The organism is Romboutsia faecis (genome assembly GCF_014323405.1).
In the GTDB taxonomy this organism is placed as follows: Bacteria; Bacillota; Clostridia; order Peptostreptococcales; family Peptostreptococcaceae; genus Romboutsia_E; species Romboutsia_E faecis.
The window spans coordinates 88054-111726 of the sequence record NZ_JACRWE010000001.1; the positions used below are offsets into that span (position 1 = coordinate 88054).

At 28.5% G+C, this 23673-nt stretch carries 19 protein-coding genes; 1 reads left to right on the top strand and 18 read right to left on the bottom strand.

The genetic code is table 11. From position 1 onward, the window contains the following. Positions 1-87 precede the first annotated feature (87 nt). Positions 88-1143 carry a [FeFe] hydrogenase H-cluster radical SAM maturase HydE gene (gene hydE / locus H8923_RS00395; RefSeq protein ID WP_153971574.1) on the top strand — a complete coding sequence of 352 codons (1056 nt, stop codon included), beginning with the start codon at positions 88-90 and terminating at the stop codon, positions 1141-1143. Between the two features lie 101 nt (positions 1144-1244). Here the strand turns inward: hydE and H8923_RS00400 are convergent, their stop codons facing one another. The 18 genes from H8923_RS00400 to rseP form a co-directional block, all read right to left on the bottom strand. Continuing rightward, on the bottom strand, positions 1245-1802 hold the full coding sequence (locus H8923_RS00400) for a DUF2812 domain-containing protein (protein ID WP_172976717.1): 558 nt from the start codon (positions 1800-1802) through the stop codon (positions 1245-1247). Continuing rightward, positions 1795-2148, bottom strand: a complete 354-nt coding sequence (locus H8923_RS17210) for a PadR family transcriptional regulator (RefSeq protein WP_153971572.1) — start codon at positions 2146-2148, stop codon at positions 1795-1797. Before H8923_RS17210 ends, H8923_RS00400 begins: the two co-directional genes overlap by 8 nt. A 222-nt stretch (positions 2149-2370) precedes the next feature. Then, on the bottom strand, positions 2371-4503 hold the full coding sequence (locus tag H8923_RS00410) for an adenosylcobalamin-dependent ribonucleoside-diphosphate reductase (protein ID WP_153971571.1): 2133 nt from the start codon (positions 4501-4503) through the stop codon (positions 2371-2373). A 223-nt stretch (positions 4504-4726) separates the two neighbouring features. After that, on the bottom strand, positions 4727-6637 hold the full coding sequence (locus H8923_RS00415) for an FUSC family protein (RefSeq protein WP_153971570.1): 1911 nt from the start codon (positions 6635-6637) through the stop codon (positions 4727-4729). Between the two features lie 178 nt (positions 6638-6815). Beyond that, the gene (locus H8923_RS00420; protein WP_153971569.1) at positions 6816-7790 is read right to left on the bottom strand and encodes an N-acetylglucosamine kinase; all 975 of its coding nucleotides are present in this window, start codon (positions 7788-7790) and stop codon (positions 6816-6818) included. Between the two features lie 83 nt (positions 7791-7873). Beyond that, positions 7874-8764, bottom strand: a complete 891-nt coding sequence (locus H8923_RS00425) for a tagatose bisphosphate family class II aldolase (protein ID WP_153971568.1) — start codon at positions 8762-8764, stop codon at positions 7874-7876. Then, positions 8752-10110, bottom strand: a complete 1359-nt coding sequence (locus H8923_RS00430; RefSeq protein ID WP_153971567.1) for a sulfatase-like hydrolase/transferase — start codon at positions 10108-10110, stop codon at positions 8752-8754. The genes H8923_RS00425 and H8923_RS00430 overlap by 13 nt, the downstream gene beginning before the upstream one ends. A gap of 5 nt (positions 10111-10115) precedes the next feature. Then, entirely contained in the window at positions 10116-10970 is an 855-nt protein-coding gene (locus H8923_RS17215; RefSeq protein WP_207707760.1) for a carbohydrate ABC transporter permease, read from the bottom strand. Positions 10971-10981: 11 nt separating this feature from the next. After that, positions 10982-11950, bottom strand: coding sequence for a carbohydrate ABC transporter permease (locus H8923_RS00440; protein WP_317982791.1), 969 nt, complete (start codon positions 11948-11950; stop codon positions 10982-10984). Between the two features lie 231 nt (positions 11951-12181). Then, positions 12182-12892, bottom strand: a complete 711-nt coding sequence (locus tag H8923_RS00445; RefSeq protein ID WP_153971566.1) for an N-acetylmuramoyl-L-alanine amidase family protein — start codon at positions 12890-12892, stop codon at positions 12182-12184. Between the two features lie 138 nt (positions 12893-13030). Further along, a complete protein-coding gene (locus H8923_RS00450) occupies positions 13031-13594 on the bottom strand; it encodes a chromate transporter (protein WP_153971565.1) in 564 nt (187 codons plus the stop codon). Then, positions 13594-14169, bottom strand: a complete 576-nt coding sequence (locus H8923_RS00455; RefSeq protein ID WP_153971564.1) for a chromate transporter — start codon at positions 14167-14169, stop codon at positions 13594-13596. The genes H8923_RS00450 and H8923_RS00455 overlap by 1 nt, the downstream gene beginning before the upstream one ends. Positions 14170-14448: 279 nt before the next feature. Then, the gene (gnpA, locus tag H8923_RS00460) at positions 14449-16608 is read right to left on the bottom strand and encodes a 1,3-beta-galactosyl-N-acetylhexosamine phosphorylase (RefSeq protein WP_153971563.1); all 2160 of its coding nucleotides are present in this window, start codon (positions 16606-16608) and stop codon (positions 14449-14451) included. A gap of 357 nt (positions 16609-16965) precedes the next feature. Continuing rightward, complete coding sequence (locus H8923_RS00465) at positions 16966-18336, bottom strand: carbohydrate ABC transporter substrate-binding protein (protein ID WP_153971562.1); 1371 nt, start codon at positions 18334-18336, stop codon at positions 16966-16968. Positions 18337-18453: 117 nt separating this feature from the next. After that, positions 18454-19653 carry a response regulator transcription factor gene (locus H8923_RS00470; RefSeq protein WP_153971561.1) on the bottom strand — a complete coding sequence of 400 codons (1200 nt, stop codon included), beginning with the start codon at positions 19651-19653 and terminating at the stop codon, positions 18454-18456. Positions 19654-19657: 4 nt separating this feature from the next. Beyond that, a complete protein-coding gene (locus tag H8923_RS00475; protein ID WP_153971560.1) occupies positions 19658-21436 on the bottom strand; it encodes a sensor histidine kinase in 1779 nt (592 codons plus the stop codon). A gap of 135 nt (positions 21437-21571) precedes the next feature. Further along, positions 21572-22627: a flavodoxin-dependent (E)-4-hydroxy-3-methylbut-2-enyl-diphosphate synthase gene (gene ispG, locus H8923_RS00480; RefSeq protein WP_153971559.1), complete on the bottom strand. Its 1056-nt coding sequence runs from the start codon at positions 22625-22627 to the stop codon at positions 21572-21574. A 33-nt stretch (positions 22628-22660) separates the two neighbouring features. Continuing rightward, positions 22661-23665, bottom strand: coding sequence for an RIP metalloprotease RseP (rseP, locus tag H8923_RS00485; RefSeq protein ID WP_153971558.1), 1005 nt, complete (start codon positions 23663-23665; stop codon positions 22661-22663). Positions 23666-23673: the final 8 nt, after the last annotated feature.

The following is a 23673-nucleotide window of genomic DNA, read 5'->3' on the forward strand; positions in this document are numbered from 1 at the left end:
ATTTAAACACTACAATTTATCTAAAAGAGTAAAACCTCGACAAATAACCTACCAGAAAAGAAAACTCTAATCTGAAAGGAGAGATTTATGAAAAAATTAATAAATAAGTTGATAAAAAACAATCATTTATCTGAAGAAGAATTAATTCATCTAATTGATAATATTAGCTCTGAAGATAAAAACTATTTATTTAAAAAGGCAAGTGAGACAAGATATAAATACTATGGAAATAAAGTGTTTTTAAGAGGGCTTATTGAATTTACTAACTACTGTAAAAATGATTGTTATTACTGTGGAATTCGTTGTTCAAATAAAAGTATAGATAGGTATAGACTCTCTTTAAACGATATACTTGAATGTTGTAAAGTTGGATATGAACTTGGATATAAAACCTTTGTGCTGCAAGGTGGTGAAGATCCATATTTTACTGATGATAAAATGGTATCTATTTTGAAATCTATAAAAGAACAATATAAAGATTGTGCAATTACTCTCTCATTAGGAGAAAAAAGTTATGCTTCATATAAAAAGTTTTTTGATGCAGGAGCAGATAGATACTTACTTAGACATGAAACTGCTAGTTCTGAACATTATTCATTACTTCACCCTAAAAACTTAAGCCTAGAGAATAGGAAAAATTGTCTTTTAAATTTAAAAAAGATTGGTTTTCAAGTAGGTGCTGGATTTATGGTTGAATCCCCTTTCCAAACATCTAGTAACCTAGCAAAAGATTTATTATTTTTAAAAGAGCTAGAACCTCATATGGTTGGTATAGGTCCTTTTATTCCTCATCATGATACAAAATTTAAAGATAGTAATACTGGTAGTTTAGATAAAACCCTTGTAATGCTGGCACTTACAAGATTGTTATTACCAAAAGTATTGCTCCCTGCAACTACAGCTCTTGGAACTATAAATCCTCTAGGAAGAGAGCTTGGTCTAAAAGCCGGAGCAAATGTAATAATGCCAAACTTATCTCCAAAAGAACTTCGAAAAAAATATTCACTTTATGATAATAAAGTAGGTACTGGTGACGAAGCAGCTGAGTCTAAAAGACTTATTGAAGAAAAAATAAATAAAGCAGGTTTTATATTAGATACGAGTAGAGGGGATAGTATCACTTGGAGTAGAAATATAATATAAATATAAATCTAAAATAAAAAACTTTTAATTTATATAATAAATTTATATCTATTATAAAAGGCTATATTTTTATATTTCATAATATAGCCTTTTTATTTGTATTACTTACTATCTTTAATTTTACTTTTCTTATTAATCAACAAAATACATATCCCTAAAACAATTGACATACCAACTCCAGAACCAGTTATCATATACGAAATAAGTTTTATGGTTTCATAAATATTTGAGTTTATATCTATTCTCTCCATAACAAAAGTCAGTATAAAAGCCACTATAGTTGCTATCAAAATGTATATAGTTCCTTTTTTTACATCAATGTTCATTCTTTGATACTTTAATGTCTGTGTATCTGCATCTGTATATATTGGCGCAGTTCCAGTTCTAGCCTTAAAGAAATGAAATCCATCATAAGAACAGACATGTTTCCAATCGCTATCACTAAATATTTCAAAATAAGAGTCTAAGTCATTCTTATCATCATTGTAATCTACACAGTAAACAACATCTTCTGGTTGAGATTTTTTAAGTTTATATGATAAGTATTTAAAATTCTCTAATATCCACCCTTCTTTAGCTAAATCACGTAATTTTTTCATATCTTTATCTTCTGTAAAAGCTAATCCACCACAAATTACATACTTAGTATCTTTACTCATCTTTTTCCCCTCCATTTATTCTTTCAAATGCTTTTATACCTTGCATTGCCATTTTATATCTTCTCTCTTTTTCTTTACTTATAACACTCATGCCTTTTTCTGTAAGCTTATATATTTTCCTTCTTCCATCTTCTCCAGCTAAAGTTATATAATCTTGAGCTTGCATTTTTTTTAGCATAGTATATAAAGTTGCTGGCCCTATAACCATCTCACCATCAGTTAACTCTTCAATATACTTAGTTACACCATATCCATGCATTGGTACTAAAAGAGCTAATAAAATATAATATCCTGGCTCAGTAAGCTGTTGTTCTTCTAGAGAATTATTTCTGCTAATGTTAATCACCTCTCATTTATATCCATAATCAATATATCCATTAATGATATATATCTATTTATAATATATCACTAATGGATATATATGTACATCATTTTTAATTTATTTTTATTCATGTGTATTTACATTAGAATCTAGTACTGATATAAAAATATTATCTTTGCTCAAATTTATATTATAGGAAATTATAATTTTCTTATAATAAAAATGGTTACCTAAAAAGTAACCATCTTAATTACACTTACTATACCCACATTGAAGACAAATTGCACATCCACCTGTTGGAATGACAGTTTTATTTCCACATTCGGGACATACAAATTCTTCAACTCCATCTTCAATAGTAATTGTAGTTTCATCTTTATTCTTATCTATATCTCTCTTATCTTTTCTATCAGCCTTATCATTCAAAAGAATTCCACTTCTTTTGCATCCATCTCTATATATTGTTATACCTTTTAATTTATGTTTCCAAGCAGATACATATATATTGTATACATCATCTACAGTTGCTTCATAAGGTAGGTTTATTGTAGATGAAATAGATGCATCAATGTATTTTTGCCATGATTCTTGCATTCTTATCCTTTCTTTAGGCTTTAATGTCATAGCAGTTTCAAATATATCCGGTAAATTCTTATCATCTAATATATCATTAACATCCATATATTCTTTTACTATAGGAGTATACACCTTATAAAATACATCTTCATCATGCAAACTTTCTGTCTTTCTTATATAAGATGTATTAAACATTGGTTCTATGCCCCCACTAATTCCCAGCATAGTCGAAATTGAACCAGTTGGAGGTATGGTTAATATCTGTGAATTTCTTAACCCATACTCTTTAACTAATTTTTTTACATCTTCGTCTATATTATTAATAAAAAAATCTGACTTAAATATAGCTTCTTTGTTGTATTTTTCATATCTACCTAGCTCTTTAGCTAAAAGAGCAGATTGTTTTACTGCACTATTTAACATTATTCTAGCTATTTTTTCACATAAATCTATGGACTTTTCTGATCCATATCTTATATTTAATTTTATAAGCATATCTGCTATCCCCATAACTCCTAACCCTATTTGTCTATATTGTCTAACACTTTCTTTTTGCTCATTTAGGGGATGAAGCTCTAATCCCTCATCTAATACTTCATTTAGACCTATAATACAATCTGAAACAGTATTTTTAAATTTTTGTATATCAAATATTGCATTATTAGTAAATGGTTCTACCACAAATTCTGATAAATTTATAGAACCAAGAAGGCAGCTACCTCCTGCTGGCAAAGGCTCTTCAGCACATGGATTTACTCCTGCATAGTTAAATTCTTTGTCTTCACTCAATAAGTGATATCTTTCTATATTATCCCAAAACAATATGCCTGGCTCTGCATAATCCCAATTATTCGTTATAAGTTTCATAAATAGCTTATACGCATCTACTTCCTTTTCAATAACCTCCTTAGTTTGATCTACTTCAAATCTACAAAAATATTTATCTTTATTCTCTACAGCTTCCATAAACTTATCATTTATTCTAACTGATATATTAGCTTTAGTTACTTTATTTAAATCTGTTTTTACATCTATAAACTCTTCTATATCTGGATGACTTACATCCATAGAAATCATCAATGCCCCTCTTCTTCCTTTTTGACCAATTAAACCAGTAGTCATTGAATATAAATCCATAAAGCTTACTGCTCCAGTAGTGGTTTTTGCTGAATTATGAACTAATGCACCACTTGGTCTTAATTTTGATATATCAAATCCTACTCCACCACCGTAACTAAATGTTCTTGCTAATTTTTTAGCTGTGTCAAATATAGATTCTAAATTATCCTCTGGAGGATGGAGCACATAACAATTAGAATAAGTAACTTTAAATCCCATATTAGATAATCCTCTATTAGCTAATATTCTGCCTGCAAATAGAAACTTACGCTCTCTTATTAATTTTGCTATTTTAGGATTATTACCAGAAACCCTTTCTATCCATTCATCAAACGACTCATTATTATATTGATATTTATTGGACCAAATTGATTTTTGTAATTCATCCATTTGCCACTTTGATTTTCTTATATCGGATCTTCTTTCTCTATACAATATATACTTTTTAGCTACATCTTTTCTATTTGATTCCATTAGCAAAAACTCTACATTATCTTGAATTTCTTCTACATTTATATCATTTTCTTTATAGTTTACTATTTTTTCAATTTTATCTGCTATTATTTTGGGTAAATCTCTATCTTCTCCCTCTTTACTGTTAATAGTTGATTTAAATACCGCATTAATTATTTTTATCTTATCAAAAGGTTCTTTTGTACCGTCTCTCTTAATGATATACTTCATCTTATTAGCAACTCCAATTCACTTTTTATTATTTTTATGAATCGTATACTTTATATTACTGTTAATAATTATGTCAAAAACTTTGACAAAAGCATACTATAAATAGTATTTCTTCTTTTGTATTTTATATAAATATATCTATATTATAAAAAGCACTTATCTGGTTACTTTTTTAACATAATTATTTTAAAAAGAGGCTAGTTAATTAACTAGCCTCTTTTCATTAAACAAATTTCTTTAATTCTGATATTTTCTCCAACTCTTTTAAGATAATTGCTATACTACTTAAAGTTATTTTTGTTTTTAAATCATTAACTGCTTTAATATCTGCTTTTATATCTTTTATCATATTCTCTATAGGTTCGTTTTCATATGAAATCAACATATTAATTTCTGAAAGAACATATTTCATATACTCTGGATTAACTTTTTCCCTTATAATCCAAATATATAATTCATAAATATTTGTCACTAAAAATCTTCGCTCTTTTATAAGCTCTTCATAATAACTATTATGAAGTATTTGATTATTTAACTTTAACTTATCTTCAACTAATGAAGTTACTATTAGTAAATTTTTTATACTATGAGGTTTCTTTATTCCTTCAGCAACATTATATATTTCTCTTAACATTTCTATAACTGACAATGTATGGATTTTCTCTAATTCCTGGTTAGAATCTTCTAGCTTATATGGGAAAATATATTTGTTAGCTACTATAGCCATAAGTGCACCTAATACTACAAAAAATATTCTACTTAGAGTTAATCCAGCTACATTACCTACAATAGCTGCTGAACCGATTGCTGATACTGTTACTAATATCATATTGTATTTATATTGACCTATATAACTATTTATATATCCTGCTAACATTAAAATTATAGTTCTAGATGTCATATCTTTAAATATAGAAAATAATACTGTAACTAATATACCACCTAGTATAGTAGCTATCACCCTATAACCAACCTTACTTTTTGAAACTTCATATAATGGATTTACTAAGGATAAAATAGTAAACATAATCCATCTACCTTCTGACAATTTAAAAAAATCTGTTATAAATGCTCCTAATGTTATTGTAATTGCTATTCTAATAGCATAGCAAAATCTAAGAGACTTCTTATCGCTGTACATGTATTTAAATAAACTATCATCTCTATCTTTAGGTATATTTTCAACTTGTTTTACTAAGTTATAGTTTTCTTTCTTTAAATTTTTTAATTCATCTATAGTATCTACTAAAAATATTGTGCTGTCTAAAATTTGTAGCGTCATCAAATCATCAATGTTTCTTTCATTACATTCTGATAAGAATACATTCATATCACTATATAAGTCTTTTTTACTTTCATTACCTTCTAGGATAGCTTTTGTTTCAAGTATTAAGCTTTCTAAATCCTTTAGTATAAATGAAGTTTTTGATGGCTCTTTTATAATACTAAGCATTGTGTAGATATTTTCTAATGCTGCTGATAAATTAAGCTTTATTCTACCTTCTTCAGTTAAGTAATAATCAACTTCTCTTTTATCATATACCATCTTTCTAAAAGCATTTATATTAGCCTCAATACCATCTTCTTCAACATCTTTTAAAGAGTTATCTTTTAATAGCTCTATCCTTGATAGTAAACTATCGCATACATTTACTAAAATCATGCTACCATTTTTAGAAATTCTATTTCTATTTACAATTAACTGTACAATAATTATAAATATACCTCCGAATGCTAAGGCTAGTAGTCTCTTAGGTATTTGTTCGATACTTACTGGACACGATAACAAGAATAAATACTGAAGAGTAAATGGAAAATACATAGGATTTTCCAAGTTGTAACATAAAATATAACTTATTATAAACAATGTTATAAAATTTATACAAATTCCTATCCACATATTTGAAGCTGAAAGAGTAGCTGCAATCCCAATAAATAAATTAAGTAAAACAAGTCTTGATGCATTTCTTATTGGAGATAAAGTTAAATCTTTTCCTAAAAACATAAGTGTTGCTGTTATAGTTGTTATACCTATTAGGCTATTTTCCTCTCCAAATATTAACTTAAATAACACTACAAAAGCAACAACTAATATAAACGTTATACTTTTTGACATTATTAATTTTTTATTCATTTTGCCCTCCTCTTTTATAACTTTTACTATGTATAATAATTTTATTCCTTAACCTATAATCTTCATTTTAATTACTTTATATATCATTTATTGTATAAAAAAAGAGTATATCAAAATAATCTATATCCTTAATAAATTATTTTCACATACTCTTAATGTTTTATCAATATATAATTTTTTAAGCTGTCACTTCTTCTATAGACTTACTTAAATTCTCTATAAAGCTTTCAGTTATCATATTCCCGTCTAATTTATATGCAAGTAAGCATGCTCCTTCATCTGGACCTAAAATTGGCTCTATTAACTTAACATTAAAATCTGATAATTCTTTTCTTAGAGGTTTTAGTATCATTTCCTTACTATTAAATACACCACCAGAATAAGAAACTAAAATTTCTTTCTCAAAATTTAATTCATTTACTATCATCTTTACTAATAAACTAAGTTCATATGCTGCTTCTTCAAATATTTTTATCGCATTTTTATCTCCTTGTAATGCACTTTCGTGACATATACTAGAAAATTCAGCAATCTTCCCTCTATCCTTTTGAATTTTATTTAATACATAATCAATTATATCAAAATCATCTTCTAAATTTAACTTTTCTCTTATATTGTAATACAGGTCACCTTTTTCAAGTCTATTATCAGCTTCTTTAGAGAATATTTCTAATGTCTTTTTCCCTATCCAGTGAGCAGAACCTTCATCACCTATATAATCTCCCCATCCACCGCATCTAGCAAAACTTCCTGTTGAGTCTTTTCCTAATGCAATAGATCCAGTTCCACTTACTATATTAATTCCATCTTCACCCGCTAGGGAACCTGCAAGACCTACTTCAACATCATTTCCTATTTCATACTTTATATCTCCAAGTATACTTTTTACTACTTCTTCAATTTCATGTTTCACACTTTTTACTTCCCCATATCCTGGTAAACCTAAAAATACACCTTTTATTAAATTTCTACTAATATCACTATTTTCAAGTATTTCCTCTATCCCCTCTTTAATAACAGATTTTAATCCATCAAAGCCTATTTGTGCATAATGTGTTGTTCCTGTTTTATATTGTCCTATTTTTAATCCTTGTTCATTAATCAAAGTAAAAGTAGTTTTAGTTCCTCCACCATCTATACCTATATAATACATAAATTTTCCTCCTTAAGTTATATGCCATAATAATGCTATGAATCTAAATACATATATCTTTCATAGCTTTTTAAATTTATTTCTTATATATTTGTACTATAGCTTAATGCTTTATTTTCACTGTTACACATCTTAATTTTTTCAACTACAACATCATACATTGCCCTTTTAGCTGGTACTAGATACTCTCTTGGATCAGAGGCATCTGGATGCTCCTTAAAATATTCTTTTATTGCATTAGAGAAAGGTATTTTTAACTCTGTAGCTATATTTACTTTACAAATTCCAAGATTAATTGCCTTTTGAACAGCTTCTGTTGGCACTCCTGATGCTCCATGAAGTACCAATGGAACATCTAGCAAACCTCTTATTTCTTCTAATCTTTCAAAATCCAATTTAGGCTCACTTTTATATAGTCCATGAGCAGTTCCTATTGCTACTGCTAAGGAGTCTACTCCTGTCATTTTTACAAATTCTACTGCTTCCTTTGGATCAGTTAAGAATGAATTTTTTTCATCTACTATGATATCATCTTCTCTTCCGCCTAATTTACCAAGTTCTGCTTCTACAGTTGCTCCGTATCTATGAGCAAAATCAACTACATCTTTAACTATAGCTACATTCTCTTTAAACTCATACTTTGATGCATCAATCATTACTGACCTACATCCTATAGTTATTATTCTTTTAATATCTTCTACATTTTCATGATGATCTAAATGGAATGTCACTGGAACATTATTTATTTCATTTGCTTTTTCTATTATTGTAAGTAAATATGATTCACCTGCGTATTTTACAGTTGATGGTGTTGCAGCTAAAATTACTGGTGATTTTAAATCATTCGCAGCTTCTAGTACCACTTGTATAGTTTCTAGATTATGTATATTAAATGCTGGAACTGCATACCCATATTTTTGTGCATTTAATAACATCTCTTTACTTGATGGCAAATATTCTCTTATTTTGCACATAGATTTTCCTCCTGACAAATGCTTATCTTTATATCTATGTTCTCTACGTTCTTTACAAATTCCTTCATCTTTGCTCTAAGTTCTAATCTTACATCTTCATAAGCTTTTGATTTAATTAAATTTACTCTTTCCAATGGGTCATTTTCTAAATCATATAAATAATGTTCTTCATATTCTAAGCTCTGATTTTCCTCATAAGGTAATTTAGTTGGATCTATTATACAATACTTATATTTTTTAGTTCTAATAGCTCTTCCTACATAACTCTCACTAATTTGTATAAATACTTCTTCTCTATTTAAATTATTATTTGATAAGTCAAGCAATGACACGCCTTGCATAAAATTTGGCGTATTTTTCTGTGCAAGCTCTACTATAGTTTTTGGAATATCTATTAAGCTAGCAAGTTCTGTTATAACCTTTCCACCCTTAAATCCTGGTCCATAAACTATCATTGGAACTCTTATAGTATTTTCGTAAAAACTTCTCTTATAATCATCTGCTCCACCATATGGCAAATCTTTATTTTTTGTTTTAAAGTGACATCCGTGATCACTTGTATAAATTACCACAGTGTTATCATCAATTTCTAATTCTTTTAGTTTCTCTCTTATTCTTCCTAGGTTATTATCCAAAGACTTACAACATCCTAAATAATCTGGATAATTTATTTCATAATCCCCATCTATTCCTTTTAGATCATCTGGTAAAACATAATTTTTAAACTCTTCTTTTGATCCTATTGGACCCTCATAAGTTTTTCTATCATTTTGATGATGAGGTTCTATATGAGATAGAAATAATAAAAATGGTTTGTTATTATCCCTATTATCTAAAAACTCTAACGCAAAATCAGTAATTTTATCTGCTCTGTATCCTTTAAAGTCAACTCTTTGCATATCTTTATTAAATACATATCCGTCATATCCATGAGAAGTGAATTCTAAAATATCAGATGCCATCCAATAATCTTTATATCCACCTCTTTTATTTTCTGGAACTGGAGAAGTTGAAAAATCACATTCATCTTTTGTTGATGCAAGATGCCATTTACCAACATAAGCTGTCTCATATCCTTCTTCATTTAAAAGCTTTGCAATTGTGATTTCATCTTCTTTAAGACCTATATCATTTATAAAACACTCTGTCTGAGTAGCATATTTCCCTGTTTGCATGCAACTTCTAGCTGGACCACACACTGGTTGGCAAGTAAATGCATTTTCAAATTTAACACCTTCACTTGCCATAAAGTCAAGATTAGGAGTAACGTCCAACACTTGACCGTATGCTCCAACTGTATCATATCTTTGCTGATCTGAAAAAAATACTATTATATTTGGTTTCATAAAAATTACCCCTTAAGACCACCAACGTTAACAGCTTCTGTAAGTTTCTTATTAAGAAAAGCATAAACTATTACTGTTGGAATTATTACTATTACCATACCTGCAAATAATGCTCCCCAGTCAGTTGAGAATCTCTGTACTTCCATTAGATTTTGTAGGCCAACTGGCAAAGTCTTCTTATTATCCATTGTTAATAATGTAAATGCCATTGCATATTCATTCCAAAATCCCATAAAATTGAATATTAATACAGTTAGCATACCTGGTTTTATCATAGGAAGAACAACATGTCTTATTGTTTGAAGTCTAGTACATCCGTCTATTTCTGCTGCTTCTTCATATTCTTTTGAAACACCTTTTATAAACCCTGTCAATATAAAAATCGAGAATGGAAGCTGGATTATAGCGTATATTAAACTCAATGCTGTTAAGTTATTTAATAAATTTAGTTTTGCAACTAGTAAAAATAATGGTACTAATATGTATGCTGGTTGAATGAATAATCCTAGCGTCATTGCTAACATTATAAGCTCTCCACCAAAAAACTTAAATCTAGCTAAACAATATGATGTTGGAACAGCTAATATCATTAAGAATGCTGTAGACACTAAAGTTACATATACTGAGTTCATAAAATATGCGGACATATTTGCTTTTTCCCATGCACTTGCATAATTATTGAAATTAAATGCTCCTGGAAGAGCCCATGGATCTGCGAAAAACTCTTGGGATGTTTTAAAAGATTGCATTACTGTCCATAAAAGCGGTACTACAACCATAAATAAAAATGATATTAAAATTATCCTTAATACAGCACCTGTAAATATACTTTTAGGCGTTATTTTTTTATCTTTTACCACTTTGGCACCTCCTATAATTCTATTACATCACGTTCAGTGATTTTCTTAACTAATAAAGCTAGTACTATTGCTATTGCAAATACAACTACTGAAATTGCCATTGCATAACCATAGTTAGCATTCATGAATGCTTGTATATCCATTGTATTTAATAATGTTTCAGATGCATGATCTGGACCACCTTTTGTCATAACCTTTACAAATATAAAACTTAGATTAAACGCACCTGTAATAAAGAAGGTAATTGTAACTCTGACAACCTCCCATATTAAAGGCAGTGTTATTATAAAGAACTGTTTTATTGGACTTGCACCATCTAATGTAGCTGCTTCATATAAATCTTCTGGTATTCTATTAATTCCAGATATATACATTACCATATAATAACCAGCTGCTTGCCACACCATAGTAAATGCTAATGCCCACATAACAGTTCCACTTTCTCCAAGCCAAGTTCTCTTAAATGCTTCCATTCCTATAAAATCTAAAAATGAATTTAAAATTCCTAGATTAAAGTCATATACATACATAAACATCATACCTATAACAACCATTGAAAGAACATTTGGTAAAAAGTATACTAATCGGTATAACGTTTTCTCCCATTCGAAAATTTTTCCTTGTGTAAGTATTACAGCAAAGAATAGTGCTAAAATCATTGTTACTAATGGGAATACCCCTAATAAGAAGAACGTATTTTTAAGTGACTTCCAAAATATTGGATCATTAAATAAAGTTACAAAGTTATCAAAGCCTATAAATGTTGGTGAGCTACTAAGTCCTGTAGATCTATAAAGTGACATTTTTGCTGCACTTAACATAGGATAAATTTTGAATAGTAAAAATAATAAAAATGTCGGTACTACACTCCAAAAAATAAATATATTTCTACTTCTTTCTCTAGGTGTTTTTCCTAAAATACTTTTAAATTTAGATTCTTTTTTCTGTGGTTTCTTCGGTACTAATGTATTAACATCCACAGTTACTCCCCCTTTGTATTTTTAATTAAAATTCTATACTTAAATAATAGTAATCTTTAGTACTTATTAAAATAGATTAATCTTACCCTTATATAGATTTTCTTTACTTTTACACATTACACCGCTTAAAATAAACATTTTCCTTTAATATCAGTGTACAATTATATATAAAGTAAAAGCTATATATAAACAACATTTATATATAGCTCTTACTTTCATATTCTTATAAAATTATTCAGATACACTACCTTCTTCACTTATATATTCTTGAATTCCTTTGACAATTGAATTAGCAAGTTTATTTTGATATGAGTTCTTAGATAAATTAACTGACTCCTTATAATTAGTTAAAAAGCCAGTTTCTATTAATACTGAGGGACAACTAGAATCCCTTAATACCTGATAGTTTCCACGCTTAATTCCTCTATCTAATGCTCCTACACTTGATATTATATTATTATGAATTGATTGAGCTAGCTTATATGACTTATCATCATTCTTCCAATAGAAAGTTTCTACCCCTTCAGTGCTAGATGAGCCGTCTCCAGTTGCATTAGCATGTATTGATACAAATAAATCTGCATTATTTTCGGCTTCTATTTTATTTCTTTCTTTTAAAGATATATATTTATCAGTAGTTCTTGTAGCTATAACCTTTATACTCTTATCTTTTTCTAATTTTTCAATTACCTTACTTCCAATTTGCAAAGTTATATCTTTTTCTATTTTTTGTTTATCTAGACTTTGTGTTCCTTGATCTTTACCACCATGCCCTATGTCTATCACAACTATTTTTTTGTTATCGCTAAATATATCAATATTCCCATTTATAATATTATTTAACTTATTAAATACAATAACTATAAATAATATACCTATAAAGCCTAATAAAGCCTTAACTCCTGGCTTTAGCTTTCTTTTTACCCTTCTTTTACTTTTCATATTACGAAACTCCTTTACCTATGAATCATATAACTTCATGACCTTAATTATATCCTATAATTATCGTATTTTTCAACTTATCTAGTAAATAATTAAACTCTTAAACGTCGCATTATGAATCATAAATAAGGATTTAATCTATGGTATTATGTATAATATACCGCCAACTATACCAGAACCTAACATTACATAAATAGGATTTGATTTATATTTCTGTAAAATAAATAAAGCAATTGAAAATAAACCTACAGAAACAAAATCAATATCTGACAAATTTAAAGAAATACTATTTTCTCCCCAGAATGAGAGAACCATAATAGATGCCCCCGCAGATGCTATAAGAGCTACAACAGCTGGACGCAACCCTCCAAGAATACCTTGCATAAGAGGTAGGTTTTTGTATTTAAAATAAAGCCACCCTAATAATGATACAATAATACATGAAGGTAATATACATCCTAAAGTTGAAATAATTGCACCTAGGACGCCTGCGATTCTTATCCCAACAAATGTTGCTGCATTTATAGCAATTGGACCTGGCGTCATTTGAGAAATAGTTATTAAATCTGTAAATTCTGCAAGCGTAAGCCACTTATTTACATCTACTACCTGATCTTGAATAAGTGGTAAAGCTGCAAATCCTCCTCCAAAACTAAATAATCCGACTTGGAAAAAACTTAGAAATAATTTTATGTATACCATTATTTATTGACCTCCAATTTATCTTTATCCATTAGAAATACTCTAATACCACCTATAATTCCACAAATTAAAATTATATATATTACATTAATATTTAAAAAGTAAGTAGTAATAAAGGCTCCTATCATAATAAATAAAGATGTAGTAGATTTTTCATTTACTACATTTTTTCCTAAATTAATAACAACATCACAAATAACAGCCGAAACACCCGATTGCATTCCCTTTAAAACTGCACTTACAACTTCATTATCACGAAATGCTGTATAGAAAATAGAAATTATAGATAGTATGATTAATGGAGGTAATATAGTTCCTAATATTGTTACAAGTGCTCCAAATATACCAGCAACTTTATATCCCAATAAAATAGATGCATTTACAGCCACTGGTCCTGGTGAAGACTGAGCTATTGCAACCAAATTTAACATTTCTTCCTCTTCAATATAATTCAATTCATCTACAAATTTCTTTTTCATAAGAGGTACTATTACATATCCTCCACCAAATGTAAATGCACTCAGATAAAATGTAGATAGAAATAATTTTCTATAAATAGTTTTTTTGATATCCATATTTAATCCCCCCTATTGATATAACTTAATAACTTAATATGTAATTTAATATTTATTATAATCAATATTTCATAATATTGGTGAATTATATTATAGTAACTACATTTATATATTAGTAATAACAAATTTAATAATCATTAATAAAATATTTTCTATATAATCTTATATAAAATCTAAAGGGACTGCATTTAAAATATAATTAGATAATGATTAGGCTTAGATATAAATATTGATATATCTAAGCCATTTTACACTATCAAACTAATTTTAATACAATCCCTATTTTATATCCATCCAAATTAATTCTCCTGATTTAAGTGTTAAAGTATCTACTTTTTCTCCTTTAACATATACATCTGTAACTTGCTCTTCAAAAGAATTATTTATAACCGCCATTTTACCAACTTCAGTAAATGCTGCACACTCTGTATTTACATTGCTTACATAAAATTCCTTCATCTTATCTTCCATATTTTTAGCCCAGTATATGGATCTTAATAAAAGTCTACAATTTTCTGGAGTATATGGAAGTCCTGACATATACACTGCTCTACCTTTTCCGTAAGTATTTGTAGAAAGTGCTATATCTCCCTTATGTATAGAAAGTATTTCTACACTATCTCTCTTTTTGAAGATTCCTTCTTTACCTTCTCCAAAATCGAATTCATTTTTGATTTCTTCAGTTATAAAGTGTTTTTCACTTAACTCATGATATTTTCTATATGATAATCCATAAGTTAAATCTCTATCTACTCCAAGTACATCAAATAATTGGAATAGCTTTCCTTGTTTTTGATAAGCAGTTGGTTCTCCAACTCCTATGAAACCGCCACCTTCGTATACCCATTTTCTAATATTAGTGATTATCTCTTCATCTATCCAATTTTCTCCACCACTCCATGAGGTCATAGCATCTCCAGCATTTATTATAACACCTATATCACTTGATATTCCATTTCTTATGTCTTCAAAATTTATAAATTCTACATCTACAGGCATACCGCTTAAACATTCTATAACTCCAACATATGAATAAATTTCTTTATACCATAATGCATGAGCTACTTGATTTGTTTGCCAACTTCTTAATTTCCCCCAACAGTTAAGTACAGCTACCTTAAATGGAGCAGTGTGAGCCTTCGTTTTCTTAATATTCTTATGTATAGTTCTAAATTCTTCACATATTTTTTCTACTTCATCAACAAACTCAGGGAACTTAAGAGCTAGACCTAAATATCCACCATAGCCTATTCTATCAAGAGGCTTTCTAAGTATTGCTCTTCTTGCTTGAGTCCAATTTTCTCTAGCTTCACCTACTGGGTCTCCACCTTCTCTGAATACATCTGGGAAGAAATATGGTAAGAACCTTCCCTCTGTGTATTTTACACCTGATATATCAGATATCATTCTCATAGTAGTTCCATTTCCTACAGAACCTACAACTGCATCTAATCCTATTGATTCAAAGTACTTTCCATATGGCTCAGTTCCTATCCAGTTATCACCTAAGAACATCATAGCTTCCTTTTTAGCATTGTGAGCAATATCTACAAACTCCTTTGCATGAGTAGCTACGAACTTTGATTGAAAATCTACAAAATCTAAATATTCCTTAGTAGGTATTCTAAACGGAGAATTATAGTATCCCTCATCTATAATATCCTCTGCTCTTAATCGATATCCTTTTTCTTTTTCAAATTCATCTAAACATTGTTTACTTAAAGATGAGCTGTATCCAAACCAGTCAACAAACTTTTCTTTAGCTTGTTCATTATATATCAATGTAAAGTGATAGAAGAATGTTGTAAACCTTACAACATCTATCTCTGGATTTTCATCTATCCATTTTTGAAGGTAATTTTTCATATGTTCAAAAGTTTCTGGATGTCTACCATCATAGGGCATTTCATGAGGCTTATCTCCCCAATCATTAGTTAAGTGATTATACATTTGAGTTGGATCCCATATTTGATAAACTAAAAAGCTTACTGTATATTCATGAAAACTCTTTGCATTTCTAACAATAACAGTTTCATCTTTATAATCAAAATCCCAATCGCTAGGATCTACTGTTTCCCCAGTTGTTCTATCTATAACTTCCCAAAGTTTCTTTATATCATCCTTAGTATTTGGTCTAAATTGTTCCTTATAGAAACCTTTCATTATATCTATTGAAATAGTAGAATCTAATGCAATATGACTTTCACTTACAACATATAATTGTTGAAGCTGATCCATATGGCTTTTAGCCCACTCTTGGTCATTTCTTGTAGGTAAATATGTTGAATACATTTTTAAATTCAAATTTTGAAGGTCACTAGATAGTTTAGTTCCATCACAGTCTCTAATTGCATCAGCGCCCCATCTTCTTATAATTTCTTGCATTTCTTTATCAATACCTACGTCAGTTGGTATTGTTACACATCCTGTTGTAGCCATAATATTATCCCCCTTAAGCTATATAATTTTCATATTAAAACTTATATATTTTATATAAAGCTATTCCATAATCTTTTAAAATAAAGCCTATATCATACATAAACTTTAATATAAAAATCAGTTTTCTAAAATATGCTTAAACTCATAAACATTAAATTAAATACTTTTTTATCTTTTTGCATAAATTTTTCTTTAAAAAGGGCGTATTCTAAAACTCTACTATATAATCCTTGGATTAGATTTTAAATATAAATTTGCAAACGCAGTATGCATTGGAATAAATTTATATCAACACCTAATCGCGATCACTAAATAGCCAACAGTTTAAAAATAGCCCTTTTACTTTTCAAATAAAGATTATTTATTTATAGCTTCTATTACTTTGCTATTTGATGCCTTTAATGCGTCTAACCAATTTTGAACACTTTGTTCACCACTTAATACTGCACCAGCCTTACCTAATACTTCATCTCTCATGTTTATTTCAGTATTTTCTACAGTTTTCCAAGCTTCTATTATTGGCTTAGTACCATCATTAAATACTGTTAAACAATCGTAACTTGATGCTGGTATATATTGTTTAGCAACTTCTAATGCACCTTTAGTTGGAACTACTGCTTGGTTAAGCTTAGCATTAGCTTCTATCATTTCATCACTATATAAGAATCTCATAAACTCTTTTGCAGTTTCTATATTATCAGAGTTTCCTGGTATATACATTTCTTCTATCATTGTAGATACATATCTATCTGCACCTTCTTTAGTAGCTGTTGGTGCCATGAATCCCCATTCCCATCCTTCTTGAACAGCGTCTTTCATTTCACCTTCATACCAGTTACCATTTGGGCAGAATAAAGCTTCTCCCTTTAAATGTGCAGTTTGAGCTTGTATATGACACATTGCAGGTGTACCATCTAACATGTATCCATCAGTTCCTAATTTTTGTATTTTTTCAAGCGCAGCTTTAACTTCTGGCTTATCCCATGCACCTTCTTCATAGTTAAATATAGCCTCTATAGCCTCTTCTCCTGCTTCAGATGCTATTGTTGGCCATACTAAAGCTTCTAAGTATCCTGGATGCTGCCCTTGATATGTAAATAAAGCTACTCCTTCAGCTTTAGCTTTTTTACCTAATTCAGTAAATTCATCCCAAGTTTTTGGAACTTCCCATCCCTTTTCTTCGAATAAAGCTTTGTTATACCATAAACCAGTTACATTGTAATATAATGGTGCTAAGTATGGTTTGCCATCTCCATATGGAGCAACTGATGTTTTGTCTAAAAGACCGTCCATCATTTTATCTTTTATTGGAGTATCTTCTCCTGGAGCTGGCTTTTCAAATACATCAGTTAAATCAGCTAGGTTTTTATCTTTTATTAATGCTTTCGCAACACTCTCTGCATTTTGAGCACTATGATAAATAAAATCTGGTGAATTTCCACTTGCTATTTGTGGTCTTATTACATCACCTATTTTAGCACTAGCTGTTATTTTAACATCTACATCAGGATATAATTCTTCAAATTTCTTTTCAGCTTCTTCCCAAAACGCTGTCCCATATCCCCCTTCGAATACCGCTACATCAAGAGTCCCCTCAATTTTTCCTCCTGATTGTGCTGTATCATCTTTACCTTCGTCTTTCCCTGTTGATGAACATCCTACTAATGATCCCATAATCATAACTGTTACTGCTAATAATGAACCTACTTTTTTAAATGGATGCTTCATAATACCCCTCCTATAACTATTAGTTAAAAATTATTTTGAAATCGTTTTCTCAAGATAATTGTATATCAGATATGTGCATATAAAAATGAAAAATTTTTACATCAATATGGATAATTCTTACTCTTTATAATATTTTTCTCTATATTCACTTGGAGTCATATTAAAGAACTTTGTAAATAATCTACTAAAATAAAGTTGATCTTGTATTCCTACACTTATAGAAACATCCTTAATTCTCATATCCTTATCTTTTAATAGTTCTTTTGCTTTTTCTAGCCTTGTGTTTTTTATATAGTCTGATATTGTCATACTTAGTTCATCTTTAAATATTCTGCTTAGATAAGATTCATTCATATTTACAACTTTTGCTAAAATTTCTAAATTTAATTTTTTTTCTAAGTTATTATTTATATACTCAATTATTTTTTTTATTTCTCTTCTGCATCCAATTACCTTTGAATTAATCTGATAGTTTGATTTTTGCCTTTCATTTTCTATTAATTCCAGGCACTCTTTTATTTCTTTACATTGTTTATGTATTACTTTTTCAAATTTAATATTTAAATACTGTTTAACATTTCTTGTTATATTTCTAGCCAATAAATTAATATCATCAATTTTATTATCAGTTTTAATAATTATACCAAACTCATTTCTCCTTATATGAATAAGTGACATAAGCTTTGAGTTAACATCTAATGCACAACTATTAATTACATTTGATATAAATGAACTTAATTTCTTTTCTTTTTCAGAGTTTTCTACATCCGTAGTTACAGCTCTAAGATATAAAAAATTAAAGTTTCTTAAATATTTTTCTTCTAAATTACTATCAATGATTATATTTACTTCTCCTTTTAGATACATTTCTAAATATTCATTTACTTTTAGTTTTTCACTAGATATCTCAACTATATTATTATCTTTTATTAACTTATTACTATTAATCAAATCAGCTCTAGCTTTTTCTAAAATTTCTAAAAGCTCATTTTTACTTATAGTCACTTTTAAAAGATACTCATACGCACCATTCTTCATTGCTTCTTTGACAGAACTAAAATCATCGTAATTACTAAGAACTATTATTTTTCCTTTAAACTTTATTTCTTTTAAATTTTTTATTAATGTATTTCCATCCATTTTAGGCATTTTTAAATCTGTTATCACTATATCTATATTTTCTTTTTTTATTATGTTTAGAGCTTCTAATCCATCCTTAGCTAAACTTACCAATATCATATCATGCTCTTCCCAGTTTATGATGGAACTTAAAAAGTTCCTAGTTATATACTCATCTTCAACGATTAATATTCTCATATATCTATCCCCCTATAATCTTAGGAATTACTATTTTAGTCACTGTTCCTTTATTCTGCTTAGATGTTATTTCAAAAGTAAATATTCCTTCATAATACAAACTAAGTCTTTCCCTTACATTTTTTACACCTATACCCGCAAATTTATCAATATTAAAAAATCCTTCTTCTAACTTATTTTCATTTATTCCTACACCATTATCTATTATTTCAAAATATAAGAACTCTTCTCCATCAGATATTTTAATTTTTATACTATTCAACTCATCATGTTCTTCAAATCCATGAAGTATACAATTTTCAATTAATGGTTGTAGTATAAATTTTAAAATTTTTTCTTCTAATAAACATTCTTCTATTTCATAATCTATATTATAGGTATCTCCATACCTTATTTTGTTTATTGTAATATAGTTTTTAACATTTTCTATTTCATCTCTAACACTAATAAATTCATCTTTATTTACTATTGTACTTCTTAATAACTTTGCCAATGCTTCTAATCCATTTGCTACTACATTATCGTTGTTCATCATAGCAACATATCTTAGACTTCCTAGTGTATTAAATAAGAAATGTGGATTTATTTGAGCTTGTAACATTCTTAAAGTAATTTCCCTTTTTTCTTTTTCTCTAACCTTTACAGTATGTACTAATGATTTTATATTTTGGGACATTACATTATATCTTTTCATTATAGTCGAAATCTCATCATTTCCGCTTATAGGAATTGTGTCACCTATATTTTTCTCACTTACACTATTCATAGCATTTACTACTTCATTCATAGGATTTGCTATTGATTTATAAATCAACATTGCAATAAAAATAGACATACCTATAACAGCTATGCATACAAATACATATGTTTTATAAATATTTATACAACTTAAATATATATATTCATAGGGTATTACTCCTATAAGTCTCCATGAAGCATAACTTATAGGCTTAGTGGTTGCAATATATCTTTTCCCATTATACTTTATTATTTTTGTAAATTTATCAATATCTTTTACAATATTAATATTTTTATATTGATTTATATTATTTTTCTTAAATTTTTCTGGTGAATTATTACTTTCATAATCGCTAATTATTTTATTATTGCTAGCAACTACGTTATTATTTTCGTCTAAAACTACACCATATCCGTTAAAGTTTTCATTATAGTTTTTAAACATTTCTACTATAACCTTTTCTTTAATTGCTAAGAATAGATATCCATATGTTGTTTTTCCTATTTTAATTGGCTTTGTAATAGCTATATAATTATAACTACCTTGATTTATAGCAGTCCAATTTATTGTTTTACTCTTTTCTAAACCTTTATTAATTTCGTATAGCTTAATATCATGTTTTATATAGCTTACCCCTTCATTATATACTACATTTAAGTCTTGATTTAGTATTGTAAAATCTGCTACATCTGAAATATAAGTAGTTCTTGATCTAAGTATTTTAGCCATCTCATCATTGAATTTAGTTTTCTCTTCAATACTTAAATCATTGTAAAATTTAATATTATTTAATAATTTAGTATTCCATATTATCTCATTAGTAATTGAATCAAATCTACTTATATAATTACTAATAGAGTCACTTATTAATTTAGATGCAACTTTATCATTAGATATAATATTATTCTTAATTAAGTTAATCGTAGTAGTATTAACTACTAAAAACATAAGTATTATTGGTACTATAGAAAGTATAAAAAAAGACTTTAAGAGCCTTTCACTAATTTTAGTTTCTCTTAATTTAGATATGATTTTATTTTCCATAAACTCCCCCTATTTCATTATACTATAGAGGCATATTTTTTTCAAAATTCAGCTATAATCTTTTATTTTATAATAAAAAAAGCCTAGAATAAATTACTTTATTCTAGACTTTTTTTATTTAAACTCTTAAATTAATTAATATTTTTCAATTTCTTCTAATAATTCTTCAACTAGTTTATCGCCCTTTATCTTTCTTACTATCTCACCCTTTTTAAATAAAAGACCTTCTCCTTTTCCACCAGCTATACCAATATCAGCTTCTCTAGCTTCTCCTGGACCATTAACAGCACAACCCATTATTGCTACTGTTATGTTTTTATTTATATCACTTATCTTACCTTCTACTTCATTTACTGTATTTATTAAATCTATATTACATCTTCCACAAGTAGGACAAGATATTACTTTTATTTTATCATTTAATAAATCTAAACTTCTTAATATCTCTTTTCCCACGACTATTTCTTCTGTTGGGTCTCCAGTAAGAGATATTCTCATCGTATCTCCTATACCTTTTAATAGTAATGTCCCAACACCTATAGAAGATTTTATAGTTCCTTTTTTAACACTTCCTGACTCTGTTATTCCTATGTGAAGTGGATAGTCTACTTTTTTAGAAATAAGTTCATAAGCTTCTAGTGTCTTGTAAATATCTGATGACTTTAGTGATATTACTATATTATAGAAATCTAAATCTTCTAGTATTTTAATATGTCCCAAAGCACTTTCAACTAGCGCTTCAGCTGTTGCTGAACCGTATTTAGCTAAAAGCTCTTTTTCTAAAGAACCTCCATTAACACCTATTCTTATTTTTAGGTTTCTTTCTTTACATTTTTCAACCACAGCCTTAACTTTTTCTATACTACCGATATTTCCAGGATTTATTCTAACTCCATCAACACCTTGTTCTATAGCTTCTAATGCTAATCTATGGTCAAAATGTATATCTGCTATTACAGGTATATTTACACCTGCTTTTATTTTCCCTATATTTTTTGCAGCTTCCATATCAGGAACAGCTACTCTGACTATGTCACATCCTACAGCTTCTAATCTTTTTATCTGAGCTATAGTACTTTCAGCATTTCTTGTATCTGTTGTAGTCATTGATTGAACGCTTATAGGATTATTACCTCCTATTTTAACATTTCCTACACTGACTTCTCTACTTACTCTTCTATTGTAACTCATAATATCACCTTTAATTTTCCAATCTTACGAATTTTAGAATAGTCTTAAAATGTCCTTATAAGTTATAAACACCATAAATAACATTAGAGCACCAAGTCCCACCATATTAATCATAGCTTCTTTATTAGGATCAATTTTCTTACCACCTCTTATTGCTTCTATAGCTAGCATAAGTAATCTTCCTCCATCTAGAGCAGGAAGTGGAACTAAGTTTATTATTCCTAAGTTTAAACTTATAACTGCTGCTATGTACATCACATTAATAATACCCACTTTAGCAGCTTGTGAAACTATATTTATAACCCCAAGAGGTCCTGTAACAGAATTACCTACGCCACCAGGTACAGTTCCAGTAACTAATTGTCCTAAGAAAGTTACCATCTGAACTATCATGTCCCAAGTTGTAGCAAATGCATTTTTTATAGACGCAAATAGATTTCTTTCTACCTTAGTCTCTATACCTATTACATATCTTCCTTCAGCATTCTTTTCAGGTGTAACAGTAAGTTCTTCATTTTTTCCATTTCTATCTATAGAAAGTTTAAGTTCACTTCCATCAGATTCATTTAAACTCTGAATTACATCTTGCCAAGTTTTTACTTGTTCACCATTTACAGCTTCAATAGTATCTCCTACTCGTATTCCAGCTTGATATGCAGGTCCATTTTCTGCTACTCCAGCTAGAGTTGTTGTTTGATTACCCATAAATAAAAATATAGGTATAAATAATATTATAGTAAATATTATATTAAAAAATGGTCCAGCAAATATTACACTTGCTCTTTGAAGTATGCTCTTTTCACCAAAAGATCTAGGGTCTTTAGAATCCTCATCTTCACCCTCCATACTTACAAATCCACCTATTGGTAGTAATCTTATTGAATAATCCGTATCTTTTTTTATACTATATATCTTTGGTCCCATACCGATTGAAAATTCATGAACCTTTATCCCATTCATTTTTGCAAAAAGGAAATGACCTAGCTCATGTATAAATACAATTGCACTAAATAATAATAAGGCAACTATTATTGTCATAATTTCAC

Excerpts from the sequence above, each read along its gene's own strand:
- hydE (WP_153971574.1), top strand. The coding sequence starts at position 88 with ATGAAAAAATTAATAAATAAGTTGATAAAAAACAATCATTTATCTGAA.
- H8923_RS00400 (WP_172976717.1), bottom strand. The coding sequence starts at position 1,802 with ATGAGTAAAGATACTAAGTATGTAATTTGTGGTGGATTAGCTTTTACA.
- H8923_RS00410 (WP_153971571.1), bottom strand. The coding sequence starts at position 4,503 with ATGAAGTATATCATTAAGAGAGACGGTACAAAAGAACCTTTTGATAAG.
- H8923_RS00415 (WP_153971570.1), bottom strand. The coding sequence starts at position 6,637 with ATGAATAAAAAATTAATAATGTCAAAAAGTATAACGTTTATATTAGTT.
- H8923_RS00420 (WP_153971569.1), bottom strand. The coding sequence starts at position 7,790 with ATGTATTATATAGGTATAGATGGTGGAGGAACTAAAACTACTTTTACT.
- H8923_RS00425 (WP_153971568.1), bottom strand. The coding sequence starts at position 8,764 with ATGTGCAAAATAAGAGAATATTTGCCATCAAGTAAAGAGATGTTATTA.
- H8923_RS00430 (WP_153971567.1), bottom strand. The coding sequence starts at position 10,110 with ATGAAACCAAATATAATAGTATTTTTTTCAGATCAGCAAAGATATGAT.
- H8923_RS00445 (WP_153971566.1), bottom strand. The coding sequence starts at position 12,892 with ATGAAAAGTAAAAGAAGGGTAAAAAGAAAGCTAAAGCCAGGAGTTAAG.
- H8923_RS00450 (WP_153971565.1), bottom strand. The coding sequence starts at position 13,594 with ATGGTATACATAAAATTATTTCTAAGTTTTTTCCAAGTCGGATTATTT.
- H8923_RS00455 (WP_153971564.1), bottom strand. The coding sequence starts at position 14,169 with ATGGATATCAAAAAAACTATTTATAGAAAATTATTTCTATCTACATTT.
- gnpA (WP_153971563.1), bottom strand. The coding sequence starts at position 16,608 with ATGGCTACAACAGGATGTGTAACAATACCAACTGACGTAGGTATTGAT.
- H8923_RS00465 (WP_153971562.1), bottom strand. The coding sequence starts at position 18,336 with ATGAAGCATCCATTTAAAAAAGTAGGTTCATTATTAGCAGTAACAGTT.
- H8923_RS00470 (WP_153971561.1), bottom strand. The coding sequence starts at position 19,653 with ATGAGAATATTAATCGTTGAAGATGAGTATATAACTAGGAACTTTTTA.
- H8923_RS00475 (WP_153971560.1), bottom strand. The coding sequence starts at position 21,436 with ATGGAAAATAAAATCATATCTAAATTAAGAGAAACTAAAATTAGTGAA.
- ispG (WP_153971559.1), bottom strand. The coding sequence starts at position 22,627 with ATGAGTTACAATAGAAGAGTAAGTAGAGAAGTCAGTGTAGGAAATGTT.
- rseP (WP_153971558.1), bottom strand. The coding sequence starts at position 23,665 with ATGACAATAATAGTTGCCTTATTATTATTTAGTGCAATTGTATTTATA.